We start from the raw sequence: 22,277 nt of genomic DNA, 5'->3' as shown, positions 1-22,277 counted from the left end.
GGTGCCTGATAAAGCAGCGCCCAATAATAAAACATTGATGAGCAGGAAGTATCGATCAGTGGCAACGTCCAATAGAAACAGGATTAAAAACATAACGTATAAACATTGTTGAAAAGGAAACCAGGCAATGAAACGCGATAATTTTGGAATTTGTCTTACTAAGACCATGCTGTTCAAACACTTGCAATCGACTTTTACTCACGTAAGAGCCTATGAGAAAGACGGCACCTCCCCTCTCGATCTCAAGGTATTGTTAGCGTTCCCGCAAATGTCGGGCAGAGATTTATTACAAACAATGCAAGGTTCAAGACAATTGGTGTGGCGCGCCGATCACCATTGTCCTGGCTTTAAATAAGCCGCTTCATTTTGTAAAAACGCTTCTATACTGAACTTAAAAAGCACGCTTATGCGTGCTTTTTAAGTTTCATTTATCTCTGATATCTTCATCACTCAATCCTATTTACACTTGGTTAACGAGTTATGAGACTTTCTCTAAGTGTGAGAGAATCTAATCAAGACAAATGACTATTGCCCTGTTAACATTAGAGTTAATACTCTAATTGGTATTTAATGCAGATGACCAAACCAAAATTTCGATACCTTGCGATCGCCAGTATGCTTCTCGGCACCATGACTTCGCCAGGCTATGCTGCCCCGCTCACTTTTTCTGAAGCGTGGCAAATATTACAAGAAAACAACAACTCACTTGCGGCTCAACAAGCCAACGTTGAACGTTATCAACACCTTCAGAACTCAACGAGTAGCCTCAACTTGCCTTCTATCACCTTGGGGGCGAACTATACTCACCTTGATAGTGATGTGACGGTTAGCGGTCAACAACTGTCAGATAGCTTAAGTAATGTCCCAGCTAATTTGTCTGCTATTGGAGCCGCGTTCCCTGGGGTAGCATCATCTCTCGGTGGTATCACCTCAACCATCACCGAGCAAGACATCTTTAGCTCTTCCATTCGCGCGGTTTGGCCTATCTTCACTGGCGGGCGAATTACCGCTGCGCAAAATGCAGCTGAAGGTAAAAGCGAAGAAGCGCAAAGCCAGTTGTTGATGGAAAGACAAGCTCGCTACGAAGACTTAAGTAAATATTACTTCTCGGTGATCTTAGCGGAAGACGTCGTGAAAACGCGTCAAGCCGTTGAAGCTGGCTTAACTCAGCATCGTGATTTCGCCATCAAGCTTGAACAACAAGGGCAAATCGCACGAGTAGAACGCTTGCAAGCGGATGCGTCACTAGACAAAGCGGTTGTCGAGCGAACTAAAGCTCAAAACGATCTTAAGATTGCTCAATTAGCGCTGACTCAAATCCTTGGTCAGAGCCAAAGTGTAGAACCCTCAGAGCAACTGTTTATCAATAAGAACCTGCCTCATATGGATGTGTTCATTGACCAAACACTCATGACCTATCCCGGCCTTAAGATTCTTGATGCAAAAGAGAAACAAGCAAGCAGCTTAATTAAAGCTGAGAAAGGTAAATACTATCCAGAGGTATACCTTTACGGTGATTACAGCCTGTATGAAGATGACTCTCTAGCCAGCGAAATGAAACCCGATTGGTTAGTTGGCATTGGTGTGAATGTGCCTCTGCTTGATACTTCTGGCCGTTCAGACAAAGTAGCCGCCGCTCACAGCGCGGTATCACAGGTTCAATTCCTGAAGTCGCAAGCTAAGCAAGACTTAACCGTGTTGGTACAGAAGACTTACCTTGAAGCAAACCAAGCAATTGAAGAGGTTCAAGGCCTCAACTCAAGCTTGGCTTTGGCTCAAGAAAACCTATTACTCCGTAAAAAAGCCTTCACTCAAGGACTTTCGAACTCGCTAGAAGTGGTTGATGCAGAGCTCTACCTTGCGAGCATCAAAACCCAGCAATCTGCTGCGCGATTCAAATACCTAATCTCTCTGAACAAGCTATTAGCGCTAACTAGCGAAATGAATGCTTACTCGAGTTACTTAACCTCTTCTGTTCCGTCTGACTTCGACTCAAAAACAGACACCGATAGCCAGTCAAAAGGATAATTCATGAAACCTATTAAGCCCCTTCTTCTATCTTTAGTTGGTATCGGCGTTATTGGCTGGGTTGGATACAGTTTCTACCAAGCTTACCAACCTCAGCCGGTTAAGCTGCAAGGTCAAATCGATGCGCAGCAATACAGCATCTCATCGAAAGTACCTGGCAGAATTGATGAAATATTCGTGCGTAAAGGCGATTCAGTTGAAAAAGGCGAATTAATCTTTTCTCTTCTTAGCCCTGAGATTGACGCGAAGCTAGAACAAGCAAAAGCAGGTCAAAAAGCTGCTGGCGCATTAGCAAAACAAGCAGAGAATGGTGCCCGTACTCAGCAAATCCAAGCCGCTAAAGACCAATGGTTGAAAGCAAAAGCGGCAGCCGATCTTATGGACAAAACCTACCAACGTGTAAACAACCTTTACAACGATGGTGTGGTTGCCGAGCAAAAACGCGATGAAGCCAAAACACAGTGGCAAGCGGCGAAGTACACCGAAAGTGCTGCGTTCCAAATGTATCAATTAGCACGAGAAGGCGCTCGTGACGAAACCAAAGTGGCAGCCGCTCAAAAAGCATTAATGGCGGCAGGTGCGGTGGCGGAAGTTGAAGCTTACGCAAAAGACACGCAGATCCACAGTTGGTTTAATGGCGAAGTGTCTCAGGTACTATTGAGCAGCGGTGAACTCGCACCACAAGGCTTCCCTGTTGTGACTGTTATCGACACCAAGGATGCATGGGCCGTGCTCAATGTGCGTGAAGATATGCTAAAGCATTTCGAGAAAGGCAGCCAGTTTGAGGCGTATCTACCGGCTCTGGATAAATCATTAACTTTCCAAGTAACTCACATTGCCGTAATGGGTGATTTCGCGACTTGGCGTTCAACAGACGCAGCACAAGGCTTCGACTTACGTACTTTTGAAGTAGAAGCGCACCCTGTTAATACTAGCGAAACACTGCGTATGGGCATGAGCCTTGTGGTTGAGCTTTAGGTGACGTATGTCTGCTAACTATCGATCTACAGGTTCGCAATCTAAAAGCTCACAATCTAAAGGCTCGCTATCTACAGCCTCGCAATCAACTGAGCATCATAGAGCGAAGAATACCTTGCTTAGGCAGTGGGCGATTGTCCGCAAAGACAAATGGTTGTTGTCTTGCCTAACTTGGATACCTTTGCTTCTTGCTGCCAGTATTTGGCTGATTTTTTCACAAGGGATCGCTCGTGACTTACCGGTTGCGGTTGTTGACTTGGAACACAGCCAAATTTCGCAGCAGTTCACACGCCTTGTTGATGCATCACCAACGCTGCAAGTCACTCAGAAATACAGCTCTGCGAGTGAAGCGGCGAAAGCGATGATTGAACGTGATATCTACGGTTATGTTGTGATACCAAGGCATTTTGACCGAGACCTTCTGCTCGGATTGAATCCGCAAGTGTCTGTGTTCTACAACAGCCAATTTATCTTGATAGGTAAGCTAGTGAATTCCGCGTTGTTGCAGGCTCAGGGGACTTTTAACGCGCAACTTGAGGTCGTTAAGCAGTTATCACACGGTGATACCACGGTGCAATCCGCATTAGGCCAAGCAGTAACAGTGCAAAGCCAGATCACGCCATTGTTCAACAAGAACACCAGTTATGCTCAGTTCTTGGTATCTGCGGTTATTCCAGCGCTATGGCAGATCATGATTGTGGTGGGCACGATATTGGTTTTGACGGCGAACGTTAGAGCACGTGGTCTTCATGCTTGGTTATCCAACGCCCCGATGAAGTCACTAACATCAACATTAACGCCCTACCTTGTCTTGTTCTTGATGTTTGGTATCGCGTTTAGCTTTTGGTTCTATGTCCTCTTAGACTGGCCGTTTAACGGCAGTTTTGTGGCACTGACCGTCGCCCAACTGCTTACCGTCATCAGTTGTATCATCATGGGGTGTTTGTTTTTCTTCTTAACGCTTGATCCAGCAAGGGCGATGAGTTTCGCTGGCGCCTTTACAGCACCAAGCTTTGCGTTCATGGGCATTACCTTTCCAGTAACCGACATGAACACTGCAGCGCAAATCTGGAGAAGCTTATTGCCCGTGAGTCACTACATCGAAGTACAAACAGCACAATCAAGTTATGGCGCGAGCGCGGCACAATCGCTTATCAGCCTCTCCTCGATGTTGTGGTATGCGATTCCTGCTTTCGTGGTGATGTTGTTGATTAAGAAACACTTGGCGCAATCTGCTCTGTCTGCACAAACGGATCTAACAGCCCAAGCTGCTCTATCTACAAAAGCGACGCCGTCAACACCTTCAACACCTTCAACACCTTCAACACCTTCAACACCTTCAACACAGCAAGAGAAATCTGAACAATCAGCACCACAAGGAGTAAAACGATGAGCTTTACTCAACTGCTCAAGCAAGAACTCTTAGCGGTACTGCGTAACCCTGTTGTACTTCTTACGGTATTTGGTGGTGTGGTCTTCTATTCATTTTTGTATCCATTGCCTTACGCGCACCAAGTTCCTCAACAACTTAAAGCTTCGGTAGTAAACTTGGACAAGAGTCAAAGCAGCTACCAATTAGAGCGAATGGTGGATGCCACTTCTCAAATCGAGTTGGTACGTCGAGACTCCAGCATCGCTGATGCAAAACAAGCCGTACTTAACCAAGAGATCGGTGGGTTCCTCGTCATTCCAGAAGACTTTTATAAAGACTTACTGCTTGGTAAGAGCCCGACGCTTTCTTACGCTGGCGATGCTTCTTACTTCTTAGTGTACGGAACCATTGTTGAAGGGCTTGCCAAGGCAGGTGGCACGTTAGCTGCGCAAGTGAAGGTCAGTCACTTGTTAGTCGAAGGAGTGCCTTTAGAATCCGCAGCCAAAGGCTACAGCGCGTTTAGCTTGAACCTAAAACCAACGTTCAATAGCCGCATGGGATACATCGATTACGTAGTTCCAGCCGTCTTTGTGTTGATCTTGCAACAAACCTTAGCCATGGCTTCTGGTTTAGTTGGGGCAACCCAAAACGCTCAATCTACGTTTGGCTATTGGAGTAAGACCTCTCCAGCAAAACTGATGCTTGCTCGCTGTTGTACCTTGGTCGGCATTTATTACTTGTTGTCGATGTACTACTTCGGCGCGAGCTTTTCGATGTATGGAATAAATTTGCTCGCCTCAACGACACAAATTTTGACCTTACTGCTGCCCTTCTTATTGGCCAGTTGTTTGATCGGGATTTTTATTGGTGAGCTAGTGCCAAGAAGAGAGTTAGTCACGGTTGTGGTGTTAATCAGTTCAATGCCGCTGATTTTCTCTTCAGGTTTTATCTGGCCTGTTGAAATGATGCCTGAATGGTTAGTACTGCTGTCACAGTTATTCCCAAGCACACCAGCTATCCAAGGTTTCTTAGCGCTCAATCAGATGGGTGCATCTTGGCAAGAAGTAGCGTCTCAATGGACATTACTATGGGGACAGGTCGCTTTATGGGGTTCGTTATTAGCACTTAAGCTTTACCACAAGTCGAGTAAACGTATCACTGGCTCCGTGTAGCGCTAGTCTCTACACGCTAAGCCTCATGTTCATGTTCATGTTCATGTTCATGTTCATCGTAAACCATTAAAAAGGCTCTGATAAAGGGCCTTTTTAATGCCCCCTGGCATGATTCTATCTTCAGCCATCGATTGTTTAAACACTTCACAAGCACAGATCGAATAATCAAACTCGCCAACTTCCCTGTGATCCCGCACTATACTTCACCTTAGCCCGTCGCTATAACCGCTACTGCATATGCCTTTTGCAACCTAAAAAGCATCGACTTATTCCAAAACAATGACAAAACCCGAACAATTGTAAATTTATTGTAAAAATTTCTTTGAGGGTATTATTTTTATGTATAGGATTATCAGTAGGACTTGGTAGGCCGAATACCATAGTCTTATTGGTTCACATACCAAAAGGATATCCATACAAAGCAAGATCAGTACTTATATTTATTTCGTTTTTCGACCTAGCTACAGCCGTTTATGTTGCCGTCGAATGAAGTAGATAAACCACTGAAATGTAAAAAATCAAATAAAAAACAAACACAACAGCAGCAAACATAATTTAATAAAAAGACAGGGAAAACCATGAAAAACTTACGTGAATTATTTTTTGGGTTTATATTATTGTTTAGTTCCAGTGCATTTGCAGAAGAAGGATCATTTAGTCAAAGTATCAGTAACTTGAGCCAAAGTGTTGATGGTTTTTTCAATGACTACACAGGTTGGTTCGTTGGATTAATATTTAAAAGTATTCCACTTGGTGAAGCAAACTTCCCAATCATTGTTGGCTGGCTATTGCTCGCCGCGATTATCTTTACTGTTTATTTTGGCTTTGTTCAATTTAAACGTGTTGGCATGGCCATAGACATTATCAAAGGAAAGTATACCGACCCTAACTCCAAAGAGGATGGCGAAGTTTCTCACTTTCAAGCGTTAACAACTGCGCTTTCTGGTACTGTCGGACTTGGTAATATTGCCGGGGTTGGTGCTGCACTTGCGATTGGTGGCCCTGGTGCGACATTCTGGATGATCTTGTGTGGTCTTCTGGGTATGGCGTCTAAATTTTGTGAGTGTACTTTAGGTGTAAAATACCGAACTATCTTACCTTCAGGTGTCGTTTCGGGTGGTCCAATGTACTACCTAAGCCAAGGCCTGAGCGAAAGAGGACTCGGTGGACTAGGTAAAGCCCTTGCAATTGGTTTTGCATTAATGTGTATTTTAGGTGCGTTGGGCGGCGGTAACATGTTCCAAGCTAACCAAGCACATGCCATGTTAACTTACGCATTCGATGTACCAAGTGAATACGGTGTCATCACAGGGCTTGTACTCGCTACCTTAGTGTTTTCCGTTATAGTTGGCGGTATGCCTTCTATTGCGTCCGTAACAGAAAAAGTTGTTCCTTGGATGGCTGCTCTGTACATCGGTATGGCTCTGATTGTTATCGGTTCTAATCTTGATCAAGTTGGCCCTGCGTTCAGCGCAATCTTTACAGGTGCATTTACCGGTGAAGGTGTGGTTGGTGGATTTATTGGTGCCCTAATCCAAGGTCTAAAACGTGCAACATTCTCAAATGAAGCAGGTGTAGGTTCAGCAGCAATTGCTCACTCAGCAGTTAAAACAAAAGAACCAATCACTGAAGGTCTTGTATCACTACTAGAACCATTCGTTGATACGGTAATCATTTGTACAATGACGGCATTGGTAATCACTATCGCTGGCTTAAACGTAGGTCCATATGATGGAACAGGTTTAACGGGTGTAACGCTTACTGCTGCATCATTTACTGAAACGGCAGAAGTATTTAAATACACACTTGCTCTCGCGGTAATCATGTTTGCGTTCTCGACGATGATTTCTTGGTCGTACTACGGTCTTAAGGCTTGGACTTACCTATTTGGTGAAGGCAAAACAACGGAACTGATTTTTAAAGTGATGTTCTGTGTGTTTGTTGTTATTGGTGCGACGATTCAGTTTGGCGCGGTAATCGACTTCTCTGATGCGGCTATCTTTGCGATGTCTATCTTCAACATTCTTGGTCTGTACTTCCTAATGCCTGTTGTGAAGAAAGAACTGCAATCATTTGTTGCTCGTGTGAAATCAGGTGAAATCAAAACTTACGATAAATAACATTTAGTGGAATGATGTTGATCTAATAACTAATTTAGGTCTCATAACGATACAGTTCTAATAAACGAGACTGTTCTAAAAATTTTTGTAAGACCCTTTGCTTGAGAAAGCGAGAACAGGACTGCAACTTATCCAAATCCCTACTAGCTTTGCTTGTGGGGATTTTTTATGCCTGAATGATTAGGCGAGTTGCTATCCTCAATGCCCTGCTCACTCTTTTCACTCTTTTCACTCTTTTCACTCTTTTCACTCTTTTCATCATCGTGTTCAACGTCGAAACGACGAACTAATTCTTCTACTTCGATCATATCTTTTTGCGCTAATGGCGAACAACAATCATCGAAACAATAAGCTATGGTGCAGTTCTCACAAAGATACTCTGGCATCACTTCATCCCTTGTCGTCAAAGCAGCCAAATGCGAGCTAGCAATCGACTGCGTGTTCATCCTGAACAGCACTATTATGCAGCGACTCTGATCTGAAAATATGTATGCAAAGTCATTTAATAGACAACAAGTAACATATCGTTGTGGATATACGTAACTATTCACAAATATCTAAGCAAACAATGAAAACACTCAAATAATCAATAATGAGAAAGCACCGGATCTATACTGTCGAGAAAACGCAAAACGCCCACATCACGTGTGTGATGTGGGCGTTTCAATATTTACTGCAAACTATCTTTGGGTTGATTAAAGCCTGTGGCTTATAGACCCATCTCTTCAGTGAGCGTTTTGATCTGCTTAAGATCCATGGTGTGGACTTCAATCATTTGTCTGATATCACTCAGACGAGAGTTGGCGTTATCCTGCTTCTCACACGCGTCAGATTTAGCATCCCATGATGTGCCATCTAAGAAAACGTCGCACGCTTTCTTTAGAGAACCAAGGTTCTGCTCAAGTTCATTTTTTTCTTTCTCAAGCTTTTCAAGTTCTTGAGAGATCTGTAATTCTTTTCGGAAAACTTCACGCGAACGCTCAAACAAGGTCGATTGCATGTCAGCCTGACGATTAAGTTTCTGGTTGTCTTGCTGAGTTTGCTCTAACGTTTGCTTCTGTTCGTTTAGCTGCTGCTCTAACGAGTAGTTCGCTTTCTCTAAAACCGAAGACTGCTTCGCTAGGTCTTGGAGCTCTTTTTGATGTTCTTCTGTTTGTTTTACTAGAGCGGCTTCTACTTTTGCATCGATTTCGGTATCGACTTTTGCCACTTTACTTTCAACGGATGTCATCAACTGTGTTTTGCTGTCATGCAGTTCTTGATAACGAGTTTCGAGTACCTGATAAGTGGACTCCCACTTCGAAGCCGTGATTGTAGAACCGATCAAGCCACCTAACGCCAAACCTATAACCGCAGCAATGCCGATATAAAGCTGACTGCGCTTATCGCGTTCTTCAATAACAACCACTTCATCTTGTTCGCTTTGTCCAGATTGCTGGTTCACTGCGGGTACTCCCAAAAATTTGTTTAACGTTACACGGTCACTGATACTGATACTGATACTGATACTGATACTGATACTGATACTGATACTTTAAGCTCAGTTAAACCTATTGCCCAAGCCCGAAGCACTTGAGCTTTGCTAACACGTTTATCCTATCTGCTCACAGACAGATTTAACGAGTTAACTCCGAAATCATCAGGCTGGCAGTATACAAAAGGAAGCTGCTAACGATAACAATCACTACCCATTTTTGCAGTTTTTCGTTTGTCCGGTAACGAAACAGCACAAATGCCAAAGCCAATAAAAAAACAATCGCTATTAATCGAGTCATAACTCCTCCTTGTTTCTCTATTTTATACCATTTAAATAAGCAAGTTACGTCAGAGACTCGTTGTTTGATCATTTAGTTGAACAACATTTGAGCAAACAGATATTTTGTAGCTGACATCACATTTTATATGATCTAGGATACGCCTACAGATTACCTAATTATTTAGGTAATTGTTCCGATGAAGACTGCAGGAGAGTGGTTTTTAACTAAATATTAACATTTAGTTAGATAAACCCGCCGAAGAAGTAAATCTTTCAGGCGCTTTGTGCTGGAGAAATCCAGAAAAGTGAGGACTGTCGTTGGAGGAACCTCTGGAGAGAACCGTACTACTTTTTTTGTAGCAAGCGGTCGCCGAAGGAGCAAGCTTAGTGCCCGTTACTTATCTATAAGTGATTCGCTAAGTGAAACTCTCAGGCAAAAGGACAGAGGAGTGGAAAGCAACAGCCTTAATTAACAAAAGAATTCTATCTAGAAATCCGTATGTATTAAGTAGTGCTATCGATCCCTGTGATCTGCACTGCCTTCCCTCTTCTCCTTAAATTTTATATTTATTAAGGGGAAACTATGAACCATCTACAAGCTACACTTCAAACCATCAACCAATTCGTTTGGGGACCACCACTGCTTATTCTGCTAGTGGGTACAGGTATCTACTTTACTTTTCGCTTAGGCTTACTCCAGTTTAGACACCTTCCAACTGCGCTAAAAATGGTGTTCACCAAAGACAAATCAGGTACGGGTGACGTATCGAGTTTCGCCGCTTTGTGTACTGCACTTTCCGCAACTATTGGTACAGGTAATATCGTTGGTGTAGCGACCGCAATCAAGATTGGTGGCCCTGGTGCCCTATTCTGGATGTGGCTTGCCGCTGTATTTGGTATGGCGACCAAATATGCAGAATGTCTACTTGCCGTTAAATACCGCAGAACCGATAGCAATGGCGAAATGGTTGGCGGCCCAATGTACTACCTGCAATACGGTGTCGGCTCACGAATCTTAGCGGTAATGTTCGCTATCTTCGCGTTAGGTGTTGCCTGCTTCGGTATTGGTACCTTCCCACAAGTCAACGCAATCTTAGACGCAACTCAAATTTCATTTGGTGCTTCTCGTGAGATGTCTGCTGTCGTTCTTACGATATTGGTGGCAGTTGTAACCCTTGGTGGTATTCAATCTATCGCGAAGGTGGCAGGAAAAGTGGTTCCAACCATGGCAATTATGTACATCGTCGCGTGTTTGAGCGTGCTGGTTTCAAATGCCGACCAACTACTGAATGCCATTACCCTTGTGGTTACCTCTGCGTTTACCAACACCGCTGCAACCGGTGGTTTCTTTGGTGCAAGCATCATGCTTGCTATCCAATCAGGTATCGCTCGTGGTGTATTCTCGAACGAATCTGGTCTAGGTAGCGCGCCTATGGCAGCAGCAGCGGCTAAAACGGACTCGTGCGTGAAGCAAGGCCTTATCTCGATGACAGGTACCTTCTTTGACACCATCATCATCTGTACGATGACAGGCTTGGCGCTAATCTTAACGGGTGCTTGGCAAACCGACCTCTCTGGTGCAGCGATGACCACTCATGCATTCGCTGTGGGTTTAAACGCCGATACTTTAGGTCCAATGTTAGTTTCGATTGGCTTAATCTTCTTTGCGTTTACAACGATTTTAGGCTGGAACTACTATGGTGAGCGCTGTGTTGTTTTCTTACTAGGTACCAAAGCCGTACTGCCTTACAAAATCATCTTCATTGCGTTGGTTGCCTCTGGTGCATTCCTAAAGCTCGACATGATCTGGCTGATGGCGGATATCGTGAACGGCCTAATGGCTATTCCTAACCTAATCGGTCTTATCTTGTTACGCCACGTTGTCATCGAAGAAACAAAGCTATTCTTCAAACCTTTAACTTCTTCAAATGATTGTGAAGCCGTTAAAGCATAACTTGAATTGATTGAATACAAAGCCCGCAATAAATGCGGGCTTTTTTATTGATTCAACACTTAAAGTGACTACATTATTACTTGCCCTATATACCCACAAATATAATAAGATATTTATTCGGCGACTGTTCTAATTAAAATAATGCAAAGACTAATAAAAAGGCCACTAATAAAACCAACGCTTAATTAGATGTTACTTATATTTAACAGGTTGTGTCTAAATAGCGTCATTTTTATCATAAACGAATAAGAAACATTTTGTTCCAACCACACAAAAAGACACCATAATAAAATATGTGACTTTAATTCACATATGAGTCAGTTTATAGTCATCTACACTCTTGAGAGAATTATAATAAAAATAAAATGTTGGCTATATGATCAGATTTGACCCAATTAAAAACCGTATTTATAACGACGAACGTTCTATTAAAATAGGATATCGTGAGACTCGCGTTTTAGAGTTATTACTTAAAAAATCTCCCGAAATTGTGCGCAAGCAAGATATTATTAGTTTCGCATGGGGAAGCGAATTCATTGGTGATACGTCACTAGCGAAATGTATCAGCTTGCTTCGCCAAGGATTCGTTAAGCTCGGTATCAAAGAGACGCCAATCGTGACTGTGCCAAAGGTTGGTTACCGCCTTATCGATGGTTGTGTCTTGATCGAATCGCAACCACAAATTGGAGCCACTATTCCTCTCACTCCAGTGAGCGACCACATATCACTATGTCATACCAGTTCACTAGGTCATAGCGGTACACTAGGTAATCGCTGTTCACTAGGTCATGACAGTTCACAAGGTCAAAGCAGTATTGCGCTCTCTCTTGCAAGTAGCCATGAATCTGAATCTAAACAGGCGACACCTGCTTATCATCAAGTCGGCTCATACCGAAATAGACTGTGTTATTTCACTACTGGATGTTTGCTGCTGGCATCTGCGTTGTTGGCTTTCGCTAAAGTTAATGAGAGAAACCTCATTGATATCAACCCTGTTAATCGACTCAACGAGCAGTGGATTGGTCAAGTGCAAGTTTTCCAAGATCCTGAAATGGCGATGACTCCTGAGCTAGAAAGGATCCTCTATCAGTATCAATGTGATTGTGTGGCGTACGTTAGCGAAGAGCCCGGCTATTCAGAACTCTCCGTACTCAACAAAGCAACACGCCAGTCTGTCAATATCTTTTACACGTCAACACAATTGGATCAAGCCAGCACCGAACTGGCGCTATTCTTAGAGAGAGGCCAGCTATGATGCCATTCGTTGCACTCATTTCCGCATTCGCTTTATTAGTTGGTATATGGAATATCCCTTCGCCCCAACCAAAAGAAGAGCATCGCTATCAACATAGCGTGGTGGACTTCATAGTGGATGACAATGTATTACGTACCGATGGATTAACAAAAATAAGTAACAACGAAGTCCTGCATCTTATGTCAGTCCAATACGACAACATGCCCAACCCGATTGTCCTGAGATTCAAAGGAAAAGCTAACCCTTCTCAATCATTTTTCTTTTCTATATCTGGCACCATCGACTTAGTCTCTGTACAAAAAATAAATAAAACAATGAATGACAGCCTATTGTCACCTTATCTTTTAATCAACAATGACCCATTAACGGTAAAGATTGATATCTTAAGTTCAAATGATTTATTTGCCATAATAAAAACGTGTAATACAGGCCGAACACAACTTCTGGCTAAGCGATAATTAGGAACAGTTTGGCCACCAGCAACCGCTACTTTATTATCAAATGACGATCCTTGTCGATATTACACATAGAAAACGGATGGTTATTTTTATTCATCTATCAGTAATACAATGACGACTTGATCCTGACTTAAGGTGTTTCAATGTTAAAAAGGTCGCACATCAAGATATCCAATCTAGATTTAGACTCCTTATGGTTAAATAACCACCTTAAAGTTACGAACATTGTGAATGGTTATATCTAGCTTTCTACTTAACCATTCACATCAAGCGTAACGAAATAACATCAAGCGTAACGAAATAACATCAAAGCGTTTTGACGTTTAAGCCAAAATAATAACACTCTATTTTTCTAAAAACGGTTTGAGCCCCATCAAATAATTTCCTTTAAGTTGCACACACTTTCACCATATAAACACATTCAACAATACAACCCGATGAATTTAAAGGGCAAATTAATTCAAGCCTTTTCAGTATCTATCTATTTATCAACATGAAAAAGTGAACTTGTCTTGTTAACTACACGGCACACAAAACATTATCAAAATAGAAAAATTACAAACGAGGGAATTGTTAATGATTAGTATAAACAGAAGTCTCTTAGCAACCGCAGTGTTGTCTGTTCTATCAACCGGTGTAAACGCAAAGGTGTACCCGGACCAAATAGTGTTTGACCAACTTGGTGAAGATGTATGTCGCTCTGGTTATCGTCCTTTAGACCGTTATGAAGCCGAAGAGCAGAAGAGTGCTTTGGTCGCTCGTATGGGCACTTGGCAGATTACTGGGTTAAAAGGAAACTGGGTAATCATGGGGCCGGGTTATCATGGCGAAATTAAACAATCAAATAGCGGGTCGACGTTCTGTTATCCGAACAATGACCAATCTGAAATACCAAATTACTCTGCTAAAGCCGTCACAGAAGGCAGCGAGATAGACGTTGAATATGACTTAGTGAACAACCGCAATGATTTTGTACGCCCTCTTAGCTATCTAGCTCACAACCTAGGTTATGCATGGGTTGGCGGTAACAACAGTCAGTATGTTGGTGAGGACATGACGATTAAGCGCTCGGGTGACTCTTGGGTAATACAAGGCAACAACAGTGGCTCTTGTGATGGTTATCGCTGTAACGAAAAGACTAAGATCACCGTCGACAACTTTACCTACACCGTTAACGACAATAACTTTTGGCACGGCGATGTCGTCGAGTCCGATCGTGAACTGGTTAAAACAGTTTACGCTACCGCGAGAAACAGAAGCGACATCGCGCAGCAAGTCGTTGTCGACCTAAAAGTCGATGAGTCTACAAATTGGTCGAAAACGAATAGCTATGGGTTCTCCGAAAGTGTTCAAACAGAGAATACATTCAAATGGCCTTTGGTTGGCGAGACTAAGCTAACGATTAAATTAGAAGCGAATCAGAGCTTCGCTGAAACCAATGGTAACTCCACGAGTGAGCAAGTCACACTTCAAGCTCGTCCTATGGTTCCAGCGAATTCAGAACTGCCGATTCGAGTTGAGCTGTATCGTTCAACCATCTCTTATCCTTACCGATTCAACGCCGACATCAGTTACGATGTTGAATTTAACGGCTTCCTTCGTTGGGGTGGTAACGCATGGCACACCCACCCAGACAACCGCCCGTACAAAACTCACACCTTCACTATGGGCCGCAGCAGCAATGAATCAGCCGATATTCGCTACCAATGGGATCACCGATACATCCCAGGCGAAACGAAATGGTGGGACTGGGGCTGGGCGATCAAAGAAGCCGGTTTATCAAGCATGCAGTACGCGACTGGAGGAAGCTTACGCCCATTCCACTCCTACGTATCCGGTGATTTCAACGCTGAATCTCAATTTGCAGGCACCATTGAGATTGGCCAAGCGACACCAATTACTAACAGTGTTCGAAGCAAAAGAAGTGTTGATTCAGTCAACGAAACCACTGAGCGCATTGGCGATATCGAAGTTACCACCAACTTCAATGCAGATGAGTTGAGTGACTTAGGTTTTGAAGGTGCTGAGATGAACATTAGCGTTGTTGAATAACGCAGTGGCTCACATCTAACACTCGAATTACCAATAACAAAAAAGCCCACGGCAGTGTTTATATACAAACCTGACGTGGGCTTTCTTCTTTTTAATTCAATTGTGTAGAGCCTTTAGGACGACTCTCAATAACCTATACCCAAAACGGTTCAGGTTATACTGGCTCTTCCATCAGAAGCTTAACACCCAGCCCCACCAGCACCATACCCGTCACACCTTCCATCCACTTCATAAAACTCGCGTTCTTGAGCAAGTTTTTAGCTGAGTTAAGTGCCCCAGCCAAGCCGCATTGCCACACCATCGCAATCATAAAGTGGACCGAAGCCATCAACATAGATTGCAATAAAGGCGAACCTTCAGGGTTTACAAATTGAGGTAAAAAGGCCAAATAGAAAACCGCTGTTTTGGGATTAAGAACGTTAGACAAGAAGCCTTCACGCAAAGAACGTTTTGCACTGTATGCTTGCTGAGCTTGTTCACCAACCTTCAAACCGCCACCGTTTTTCATCAAAGCGCGTAAACTGCTTAAGCCAAGCCAGATGAGGTAAACCGCACCCACCATCTTAACGGCTTGAAAGAGTTCAGCAGACTGGGCAAGAATTGCAGAAATACCCACAGCAGAGAAAAAGGCGTGTACATAAAGGCCGCTACAAATACCAAAGCTCGTCATAACACCGTCAGATAAACCCGAGCGGCTCGTGTTGCGAATCACCAAAGCCGTATCTAAGCCCGGCGTTAGCGTTAAAATAGTGATGGCAATTAGAAATGCCTCAAAGTTCAAAATATCCATATTATTGTCATTGTTGTTCAGCGAACTATCATCAATACCGCTTATCTGAACAATTCGCAAGCAACAATTGCCATCTGCTATACAAGTCACTGATTTTGTGCACAATGGAACAGTTTGATTTGTTAAGAAATAGTAAATTCTAGGCATCGTACTGCCTCATGCTTTTATCGCTATATCTTCGACTGCGAAGGTCAGCGTCATTAAAAAGCAGAGCCATAATCAAAGTACACCAGAGATGAACCTTAAAGCTGACGCTGTCCTAGGGATCATTTAAAGAAACCAAATTAAGAGTAGTCAAATGAGCGCATTCAAAAAACTAGTCGAGCACTCTCAAAAATGTTCACGCTTTCAACACCTCGCCTCTATTTGTGGTTGGGACCAAGCTTCAATGATGCCTGCCGGTGGTAACCAAGCTCGTAGTGAAGCGATGGCCGAACTTTCGGTTCATATTCACGGGTTGATGACACAACCACAGCTTGGCGATTGGATTGCAGACGCTGAAAACGAAGCGCTAAATGGCGAGCAACAATCGTCTCTACGTGAAATTAAACGCCAATGGCAACAAGCGAACCTACTTCCAGAAAAACTGGTTGAAGCGAAATCTCTAGCGGGTTCAAAATGTGAACATGCATGGCGAAGCCAACGTGGTAACAACGACTGGGTTGGATTCGAAAAGAACTGGCGTGAAGTGGTTGAGCTATCTCGTGAAGAAGCGCAGATACGCGCCGATGCAGCGAACCTAACGCCTTATGATGCAATGCTGGATATCTATGAACCGGGCACCAGCTCTGCTTCGCTTGATATCTTGTTTGCAGACGTTAAAACTTGGCTTCCAGGCTTGATTGATGAAGTGATCGAAAAGCAGTCGAGCGAGCAATTTAATGCGCCATCTGGCACCTATTCAACCGAGAAACAGAAAGCACTGGGTTTAGAAGTCATGAAGCTGCTTCAGTTCGATTTTGAACACGGTCGTTTGGATGAAAGTGTTCACCCATTCTGTGGTGGCGTACCTTCAGATGTGCGAATCACAACCCGCTACGATGAAGCGGAATTCGTTCAATCATTGATGGGCATTGTCCACGAAACTGGGCACGCACGTTATGAGCAAGGTTTACCAAAGCACCTAGCAGGCCAACCAGCGGGCGAAGCGCGCTCTATGGGCATCCACGAATCTCAATCTTTGTTCTTCGAGATGCAAGTTGGCCGCAGCGACCCATTCATCGGACACTTAGCAAACTTGGCGGGGCAGCAATTCTCAGGTTCAGAGTTTGAGAAAGAGAACTTCCAGAAGATCTACACTCGCGTGAAGAAAGACTTCATACGTGTCGACGCTGATGAACTCACCTACCCTGCACACGTTATCTTGCGCTACGAGATTGAACGTGACTTGATCAACGGAAAGATCAAACACACCGATGTGCCAGAACTATGGAATACCAAGATGCAGTCATACCTTGGCTTAAGTACTCAAGGTAATTTCACTAACGGCTGTATGCAAGATATCCACTGGACAGATGGAGCCTTTGGATATTTCCCTTCATACACATTAGGCGCTATGTACGCGGCTCAGTTCATGGCTTCAATGAAGAAAACTGTCGATGTGAACGCTGTGATTGAAAGTGGCGACCTATCACCTATCTTCACTTGGTTAGAATCGAATATTTGGAGTAAAGGCAGCCTGCTTAACACCGATGACTTGGTGAAAGGCGCAACCGGTGAAACCTTGAATGCGCAATACTTCAAAGACCACCTAAGAAGCCGTTACCTTTAATGTTTTATTAAAGAGTTTTCGAACAAATAAAACTAGGTAATAGACGAATAAAAAAGGCTGAGCAGATTATCTGACTCAGCCTTTTTACTGTTTAAAACTAGCTCATTTATCGCCAGTAAGCATATCGAAGAAGATCTGTCTCGATTCTGGAGTGTTGTCTCTGTGCGTTTCGTATTTTACATGCGTATTTGCATCAACTGCTTTTGATAGCTTGATGCTCCAAAGTGCTTTCATTTGATTCGGTACAATTGAATATCGGACATCGATAATACGTAGCTCGTCTGTTGGGTCCTGAGCAATATAACCATTTGAAAACCAGCGGAAGCGCTCAATGTCTTTGGCTTGTTGAGAGTCAGGATCAAGCCAAAGTAAATCCCTGCTAACGTTCAGCTTCGCAATCGACTCTCCGGGATATACGTTTACCGATGTGCCAAACCGCACGGCGTCTACATGATATTGAGCCTCTGTTTCGTACACCACTTTCCAAACCAAGATATTAGCAAAGCTTGGTTTTGCCTCTAATCGAATCGGTGTGTGTTGCCTTTCTTGCGCTAATTGCCACCCAACCGCCTCTGCCCTGTCTCGCTGAATCATCCCTAACGTTGGATAAATTAGCGCCCAAGCAAATGCGACACGCGCTAGCCAAGGCGCTCGTTTCAACGTTGCACACACAAGCAACACTAGGATGGGAAGCGTATAAGCAGGATCGATGATTGAGATGGTGTTCCAAGCAAAACGTGCGTTGGTGAAAGGCCAAAGTAACTGCGTACCATAAGTGGTACAAGCGTCTAACAGTGCATGAGTGCCATAACCCAAAGCACAAAACAGCCAGCTTTGTTTGAAAGAAAGCCCGCGCCTTTTTGCAATGAGATGATGCAGAGCCAAAGCACAGATCAAACTGCCAATGGGGATAAAGAAGAGTGAATGGGTAAATTGTCTATGAAACTCCAAAGCCAACAAAGGGTCACTTTGAGACTTAATCAGTGCATCTAAATCTGGAGCCAACCCGGAGAGCAGCCCTAATACCCCAGCAACAACCAAATGTTGTTTTTTGCTGGCTGATTGTGACAAAGAAGCGCCTAACACGCCCTGCGTTAAAGGATCCATAAATCACTCATTGATAGCATTCCGTTGAATCAAACAAGATACATTTAGCTATAGTGGTGAACTGCTCATAACTAAACGGTTTTATCAATATACTCATGTACATAGCTGTATAAGCATAGACCGATAAACAAAAAAAGAGCAGTTATGAAACTGCCCTTTTCTAATTATTGGTGGTTGATCAATTTATTCGTTTTTATTCTATATATTCACACTGAACGGTCTTTAATTAACGCGCCACCATGCTTGCCGCGATAACAACCAACAGTACTGAGAAGATTTTCTTAATCGTCGGAACAGGTAAATGGTTGGTTGCTTTTGCACCTAACGGAGCCGTAAACCAAGACGTGCACACAATACCCAACAGCGCAGGCAGATAAACAAAGCCAGCAAAACCGTCTGATAGAGCAAAGTGGCTGCTACCTGAACTGATGTAACCTATCGAGCCAAATAGCGCGATCACAATGCCACAAGCTGAGGCACAACCTATGGCCTTTTTCATATCGACAGAGAAGAACGTTAATAGCGGAACCAGCAATGCACCACCACCAATGCCTATCATGGCAGACAAGCCACCCGTAATGGTTGTCAGCACAGTTAGCACGCCCTTGTTTGGCAGTTTTCGTTCCTTAGGTGCATCATTTTTACTGCTTAAGAACATCTTGATCGCAATAAGAACCACACTCACGGCGAACACAATACGAACGACTTTTTCCGGCAACAGAGCCGCCATAAAGCCACTAACCAGTGCACCTAGAGCAACACCGAGCATGATCCAAGGCGCCAGATCCCAAGGCACGTTTCCATTCTTGTGGTGAGCAAGTGCAGAAGAAGTTGAGGTGAACAGTATCGATGCCAACGAAGTAGCGATGGCCGCAACAACCACTTGATCCGCAGGTAGAATCTCTAAGTGAAGTAAAATGCTGCTTAGCACCGGAACAATGATCAGCCCTCCGCCAATCCCCAAAAGCCCGGCAAGAAAACCAACACCACTGCCTAATAATGCACAGTATAAAATCAACAACAGCAATTCACTCATTTCATCCATCTCTTAATTAAATTAATCGTCTTAAATAACACACTATTAATGTGGTTATATTTCCATCAAGCTAATTAATATAACTGACACCGGCTTAAATATTCAAACAGAATAGATCATGAATATTCCTCATGTTCAATGTGAAGTAATACCATTGTTAATGGTGAACCTATCAACGTATAAAAACCTTAAGCGATTAACTTTATACGACATTAATTCTGCTAAGCATTAATGTCAGACAGCATAGCCTTCGATTCTTAATCCGGTCACAAGCAAAAAATAAAAGCCGTTTTAATACTAAAGACCGAGAGAATCAGCAAACAAATTGGGATACCAAATCAGCATGAATAAAGAATTTAATTTTACGATTAAGAGCATTAGCCTCGACGAAAACTACCAGCCTGCAGACAGCACGCGTATCACAACCAACTTTGCTAACCTGGCTAGAGGCGACAGCCGCCAAGCGAACTTGCGTAATGCGCTACAAATGATCGATAACAGTTTCAACGCGTTAGCACACTGGGACAATCCTAAGGGCGACCGTTACTCTGTTGAGCTTGAAATCATTTCTGTTGATATGGACATTGAAAGCAACGGCGAAGCATTCCCTTCAATTGAAGTACTGAAAACCAATATCCTGGACCGAAAAACGAACGAGCGTATTGAAGGTATTATCGGAAATAACTTCTCTTCTTATGTTCGAGATTATGACTTTAGCGTACGTCTATTGGATCATAATAAAGGCCAAGATAAATTCAGCATTCCAGAAGATTTTGGTGATTTACACGGCAAGCTATTTAAATATTTCGTTAACTCTGACGCTTACAAAAAGAACTTTAATAAGCCACCTGTTATTTGCTTAAGCGTGTCAGATAATAAAACCTATTACCGCACTGAAAACCAACACCCAGTATTAGGTTTTGAATACCAACCGAATGAGTCTTCTTTAACTGAGCAATATTTTAAGAAGATGGGCTTACAGGTTCGTTATTTCATGCCGCCAAACAGTGTTGCACCTTTGGCCTTCTATTTCTTTGGTGATCTGCTGAACGATTACTCTAACCTCGAGCTTATCAGCACCATCAGCACAATGGGTACGTTCCAGAAAATCTACCGTCCTGAGATTTACAACGCGAACGCGGTTGCAGGCAACTGTTACCAACCAAACTTGAAAAACTTGGATCACTCGCTGACTCAAATTGTGTATGACCGTGAAGAGCGAAGCCAGCTAGCTGTTGAACAAGGTAAATTCGCAGAAGAGAAATTCATTAAGCCGTACCAATCAGTTCTAGAGAACTGGTCGGCAAATTACGCACTTTAATCGCCTATTGCGCTCTCAAACCACCCAAGGATAGGCAGTATTATTATGAAAACACTATTACCGACTTCAACAGCGGGCAGCTTGCCGAAACCGTCTTGGCTTGCAAAACCAGAGACGCTTTGGTCGCCATGGAAACTTCAAGGCGATGAACTCACAGACGGCAAACAAGATGCGCTGCGTGTCTCTCTGCACGAGCAGCAGCAAGCAGGCATTGATATTGTGAGTGACGGTGAGCAAACACGTCAGCACTTTGTAACGACCTTCATTGAACACTTGAATGGCGTTGATTTTGAAAAGCGTGAAACCGTTAAAATCCGCGACCGTTACGATGCAAGTGTTCCTACAGTCGTTGGCCCTGTTTCTCGTCAGAAATCCGTGTTTGTTGAAGATGCGAAATTCTTACGTCAGCAAACGGATCAACCGATTAAATGGGCTCTGCCGGGGCCTATGACCATGATAGATACACTTTACGATGCGCATTACCAAAGCCGTGAAAAACTGGCGTGGGAATTTGCGAAGATCCTCAACGAAGAAGCGAGAGAGTTAGAAGCAGCAGGCGTTGATATTATTCAGTTCGATGAACCTGCGTTTAACGTGTTCTTTGATGAAGTGAATGATTGGGGCATCGCGTGCTTAGAAAGAGCCATTGAAGGGCTTAAGTGCGAAACAGCAGTACATATTTGTTATGGCTACGGCATTAAAGCGAATACGGATTGGAAAAAAACGTTAGGCACCGAGTGGCGCCAATACGAAGAAGTATTTCCTAAGCTGCAGCAATCGAATATCGATATCATCTCTTTAGAGTGTCACAACTCTCATGTACCTCTTGAGCTACTTGAACTGGTACGAGGTAAGAAAGTGATGGTCGGTGCAATCGATGTGGCTACCGATTCCATTGAAACACCAGAAGAAGTGGCTAGCACTCTTAGAGAAACACTTAAGTACGTTGATGCCGATAGGCTCTACCCTTGCACCAACTGCGGCATGGCACCCCTGCCTCGCGAAATTGCCTCAGCGAAGCTTAATGCGCTCAGTGCTGGAGCAGAGATCGTTCGTAAAGAGCTTTCAGCGTAACGCTTTCCTAAAGAACAAACGCTATCCCCTGAA

At 43.5% G+C, this 22,277-nt stretch carries 19 protein-coding genes and 1 riboswitch; of the genes, 13 read left to right on the top strand and 6 right to left on the bottom strand.

Features of this window, described 5'->3' with window-relative positions; genetic code table 11:
* Positions 1 to 127 precede the first annotated feature (127 nt).
* From AACU28_RS15410 to AACU28_RS15385, 6 genes are all read left to right on the top strand, one after another.
* A complete protein-coding gene (locus AACU28_RS15410) occupies positions 128 to 355 on the top strand; it encodes a hypothetical protein (RefSeq protein ID WP_004733582.1) in 228 nt (75 codons plus the stop codon).
* 215 nt (positions 356 to 570) lie between these two features.
* On the top strand, positions 571 to 2,028 hold the full coding sequence (locus AACU28_RS15405; RefSeq protein ID WP_121603173.1) for a TolC family protein: 1,458 nt from the start codon (positions 571 to 573) through the stop codon (positions 2,026 to 2,028).
* A 3-nt stretch (positions 2,029 to 2,031) separates the two neighbouring features.
* The gene (locus AACU28_RS15400; RefSeq protein WP_004733580.1) at positions 2,032 to 3,006 is read left to right on the top strand and encodes an HlyD family secretion protein; all 975 of its coding nucleotides are present in this window, start codon (positions 2,032 to 2,034) and stop codon (positions 3,004 to 3,006) included.
* Positions 3,007 to 3,013: 7 nt separating this feature from the next.
* On the top strand, positions 3,014 to 4,399 hold the full coding sequence (locus AACU28_RS15395; RefSeq protein ID WP_121603172.1) for an ABC transporter permease: 1,386 nt from the start codon (positions 3,014 to 3,016) through the stop codon (positions 4,397 to 4,399).
* Positions 4,396 to 5,550, top strand: coding sequence for an ABC transporter permease (locus AACU28_RS15390; RefSeq protein ID WP_004733578.1), 1,155 nt, complete (start codon positions 4,396 to 4,398; stop codon positions 5,548 to 5,550). The genes AACU28_RS15395 and AACU28_RS15390 overlap by 4 nt, the downstream gene beginning before the upstream one ends.
* A 578-nt stretch (positions 5,551 to 6,128) precedes the next feature.
* The gene (locus AACU28_RS15385) at positions 6,129 to 7,670 is read left to right on the top strand and encodes an alanine/glycine:cation symporter family protein (RefSeq protein ID WP_121603171.1); all 1,542 of its coding nucleotides are present in this window, start codon (positions 6,129 to 6,131) and stop codon (positions 7,668 to 7,670) included.
* A gap of 143 nt (positions 7,671 to 7,813) precedes the next feature.
* Here AACU28_RS15385 and AACU28_RS15380 read toward each other — a convergent pair whose 3' ends face one another.
* The 3 genes from AACU28_RS15380 to AACU28_RS15370 form a co-directional block, all read right to left on the bottom strand.
* The gene (locus AACU28_RS15380; protein WP_102488449.1) at positions 7,814 to 8,056 is read right to left on the bottom strand and encodes a hypothetical protein; all 243 of its coding nucleotides are present in this window, start codon (positions 8,054 to 8,056) and stop codon (positions 7,814 to 7,816) included.
* Positions 8,057 to 8,379: 323 nt separating this feature from the next.
* Complete coding sequence (locus AACU28_RS15375) at positions 8,380 to 9,114, bottom strand: chromosome partitioning protein ParA (protein WP_102548786.1); 735 nt, start codon at positions 9,112 to 9,114, stop codon at positions 8,380 to 8,382.
* A 172-nt stretch (positions 9,115 to 9,286) separates the two neighbouring features.
* Positions 9,287 to 9,445, bottom strand: a complete 159-nt coding sequence (locus tag AACU28_RS15370; RefSeq protein WP_004733573.1) for a hypothetical protein — start codon at positions 9,443 to 9,445, stop codon at positions 9,287 to 9,289.
* A gap of 301 nt (positions 9,446 to 9,746) precedes the next feature.
* Positions 9,747 to 9,881, top strand: a riboswitch (glycine riboswitch).
* 128 nt (positions 9,882 to 10,009) lie between these two features.
* Between AACU28_RS15370 and AACU28_RS15365 the strand changes: the two genes are divergently transcribed.
* The 4 genes from AACU28_RS15365 to AACU28_RS15350 all read left to right on the top strand — a co-directional run bounded on the left by AACU28_RS15365 (position 10,010) and on the right by AACU28_RS15350 (position 15,145).
* A complete protein-coding gene (locus AACU28_RS15365; RefSeq protein WP_102456111.1) occupies positions 10,010 to 11,380 on the top strand; it encodes an alanine/glycine:cation symporter family protein in 1,371 nt (456 codons plus the stop codon).
* A 376-nt stretch (positions 11,381 to 11,756) separates the two neighbouring features.
* The gene (locus AACU28_RS15360) at positions 11,757 to 12,635 is read left to right on the top strand and encodes a winged helix-turn-helix domain-containing protein (protein WP_121603170.1); all 879 of its coding nucleotides are present in this window, start codon (positions 11,757 to 11,759) and stop codon (positions 12,633 to 12,635) included.
* Complete coding sequence (locus tag AACU28_RS15355) at positions 12,632 to 13,093, top strand: hypothetical protein (protein ID WP_121603169.1); 462 nt, start codon at positions 12,632 to 12,634, stop codon at positions 13,091 to 13,093. Before AACU28_RS15360 ends, AACU28_RS15355 begins: the two co-directional genes overlap by 4 nt.
* Positions 13,094 to 13,669: 576 nt before the next feature.
* Positions 13,670 to 15,145 (top strand): aerolysin family beta-barrel pore-forming toxin, encoded by a 1,476-nt coding sequence (locus tag AACU28_RS15350; RefSeq protein ID WP_121603168.1) that lies wholly within the window; start codon positions 13,670 to 13,672, stop codon positions 15,143 to 15,145.
* 154 nt (positions 15,146 to 15,299) lie between these two features.
* Here AACU28_RS15350 and AACU28_RS15345 read toward each other — a convergent pair whose 3' ends face one another.
* On the bottom strand, positions 15,300 to 15,935 hold the full coding sequence (locus tag AACU28_RS15345) for a LysE family translocator (protein WP_017077131.1): 636 nt from the start codon (positions 15,933 to 15,935) through the stop codon (positions 15,300 to 15,302).
* A 298-nt stretch (positions 15,936 to 16,233) separates the two neighbouring features.
* Here AACU28_RS15345 and AACU28_RS15340 point away from each other — a divergent pair, with 298 nt between their 5' ends.
* Entirely contained in the window at positions 16,234 to 17,706 is a 1,473-nt protein-coding gene (locus AACU28_RS15340; protein ID WP_029222940.1) for a carboxypeptidase M32, read from the top strand.
* A 102-nt stretch (positions 17,707 to 17,808) separates the two neighbouring features.
* Here AACU28_RS15340 and AACU28_RS15335 read toward each other — a convergent pair whose 3' ends face one another.
* Both AACU28_RS15335 and AACU28_RS15330 read right to left on the bottom strand, forming a co-directional pair.
* On the bottom strand, positions 17,809 to 18,813 hold the full coding sequence (locus tag AACU28_RS15335; RefSeq protein ID WP_121603167.1) for a metal-dependent hydrolase: 1,005 nt from the start codon (positions 18,811 to 18,813) through the stop codon (positions 17,809 to 17,811).
* Between the two features lie 226 nt (positions 18,814 to 19,039).
* The gene (locus AACU28_RS15330; RefSeq protein WP_054542162.1) at positions 19,040 to 19,849 is read right to left on the bottom strand and encodes a sulfite exporter TauE/SafE family protein; all 810 of its coding nucleotides are present in this window, start codon (positions 19,847 to 19,849) and stop codon (positions 19,040 to 19,042) included.
* Between the two features lie 343 nt (positions 19,850 to 20,192).
* Between AACU28_RS15330 and AACU28_RS15325 the strand changes: the two genes are divergently transcribed.
* On the top strand, positions 20,193 to 21,170 hold the full coding sequence (locus tag AACU28_RS15325) for a DUF1852 domain-containing protein (RefSeq protein ID WP_029222390.1): 978 nt from the start codon (positions 20,193 to 20,195) through the stop codon (positions 21,168 to 21,170).
* A 45-nt stretch (positions 21,171 to 21,215) separates the two neighbouring features.
* On the top strand, positions 21,216 to 22,244 hold the full coding sequence (locus AACU28_RS15320; protein ID WP_121603166.1) for a methionine synthase: 1,029 nt from the start codon (positions 21,216 to 21,218) through the stop codon (positions 22,242 to 22,244).
* Positions 22,245 to 22,277 lie beyond the last annotated feature (33 nt).

It is taken from the genome of Vibrio sp. SBT000027 (genome assembly GCF_963894355.1).
Classification (GTDB): Bacteria; Pseudomonadota; Gammaproteobacteria; order Enterobacterales; family Vibrionaceae; genus Vibrio; species Vibrio splendidus.
Note: the sequence above shows the minus strand (reverse complement) of the source record. Positions and strands in the feature narration are given on the sequence as shown.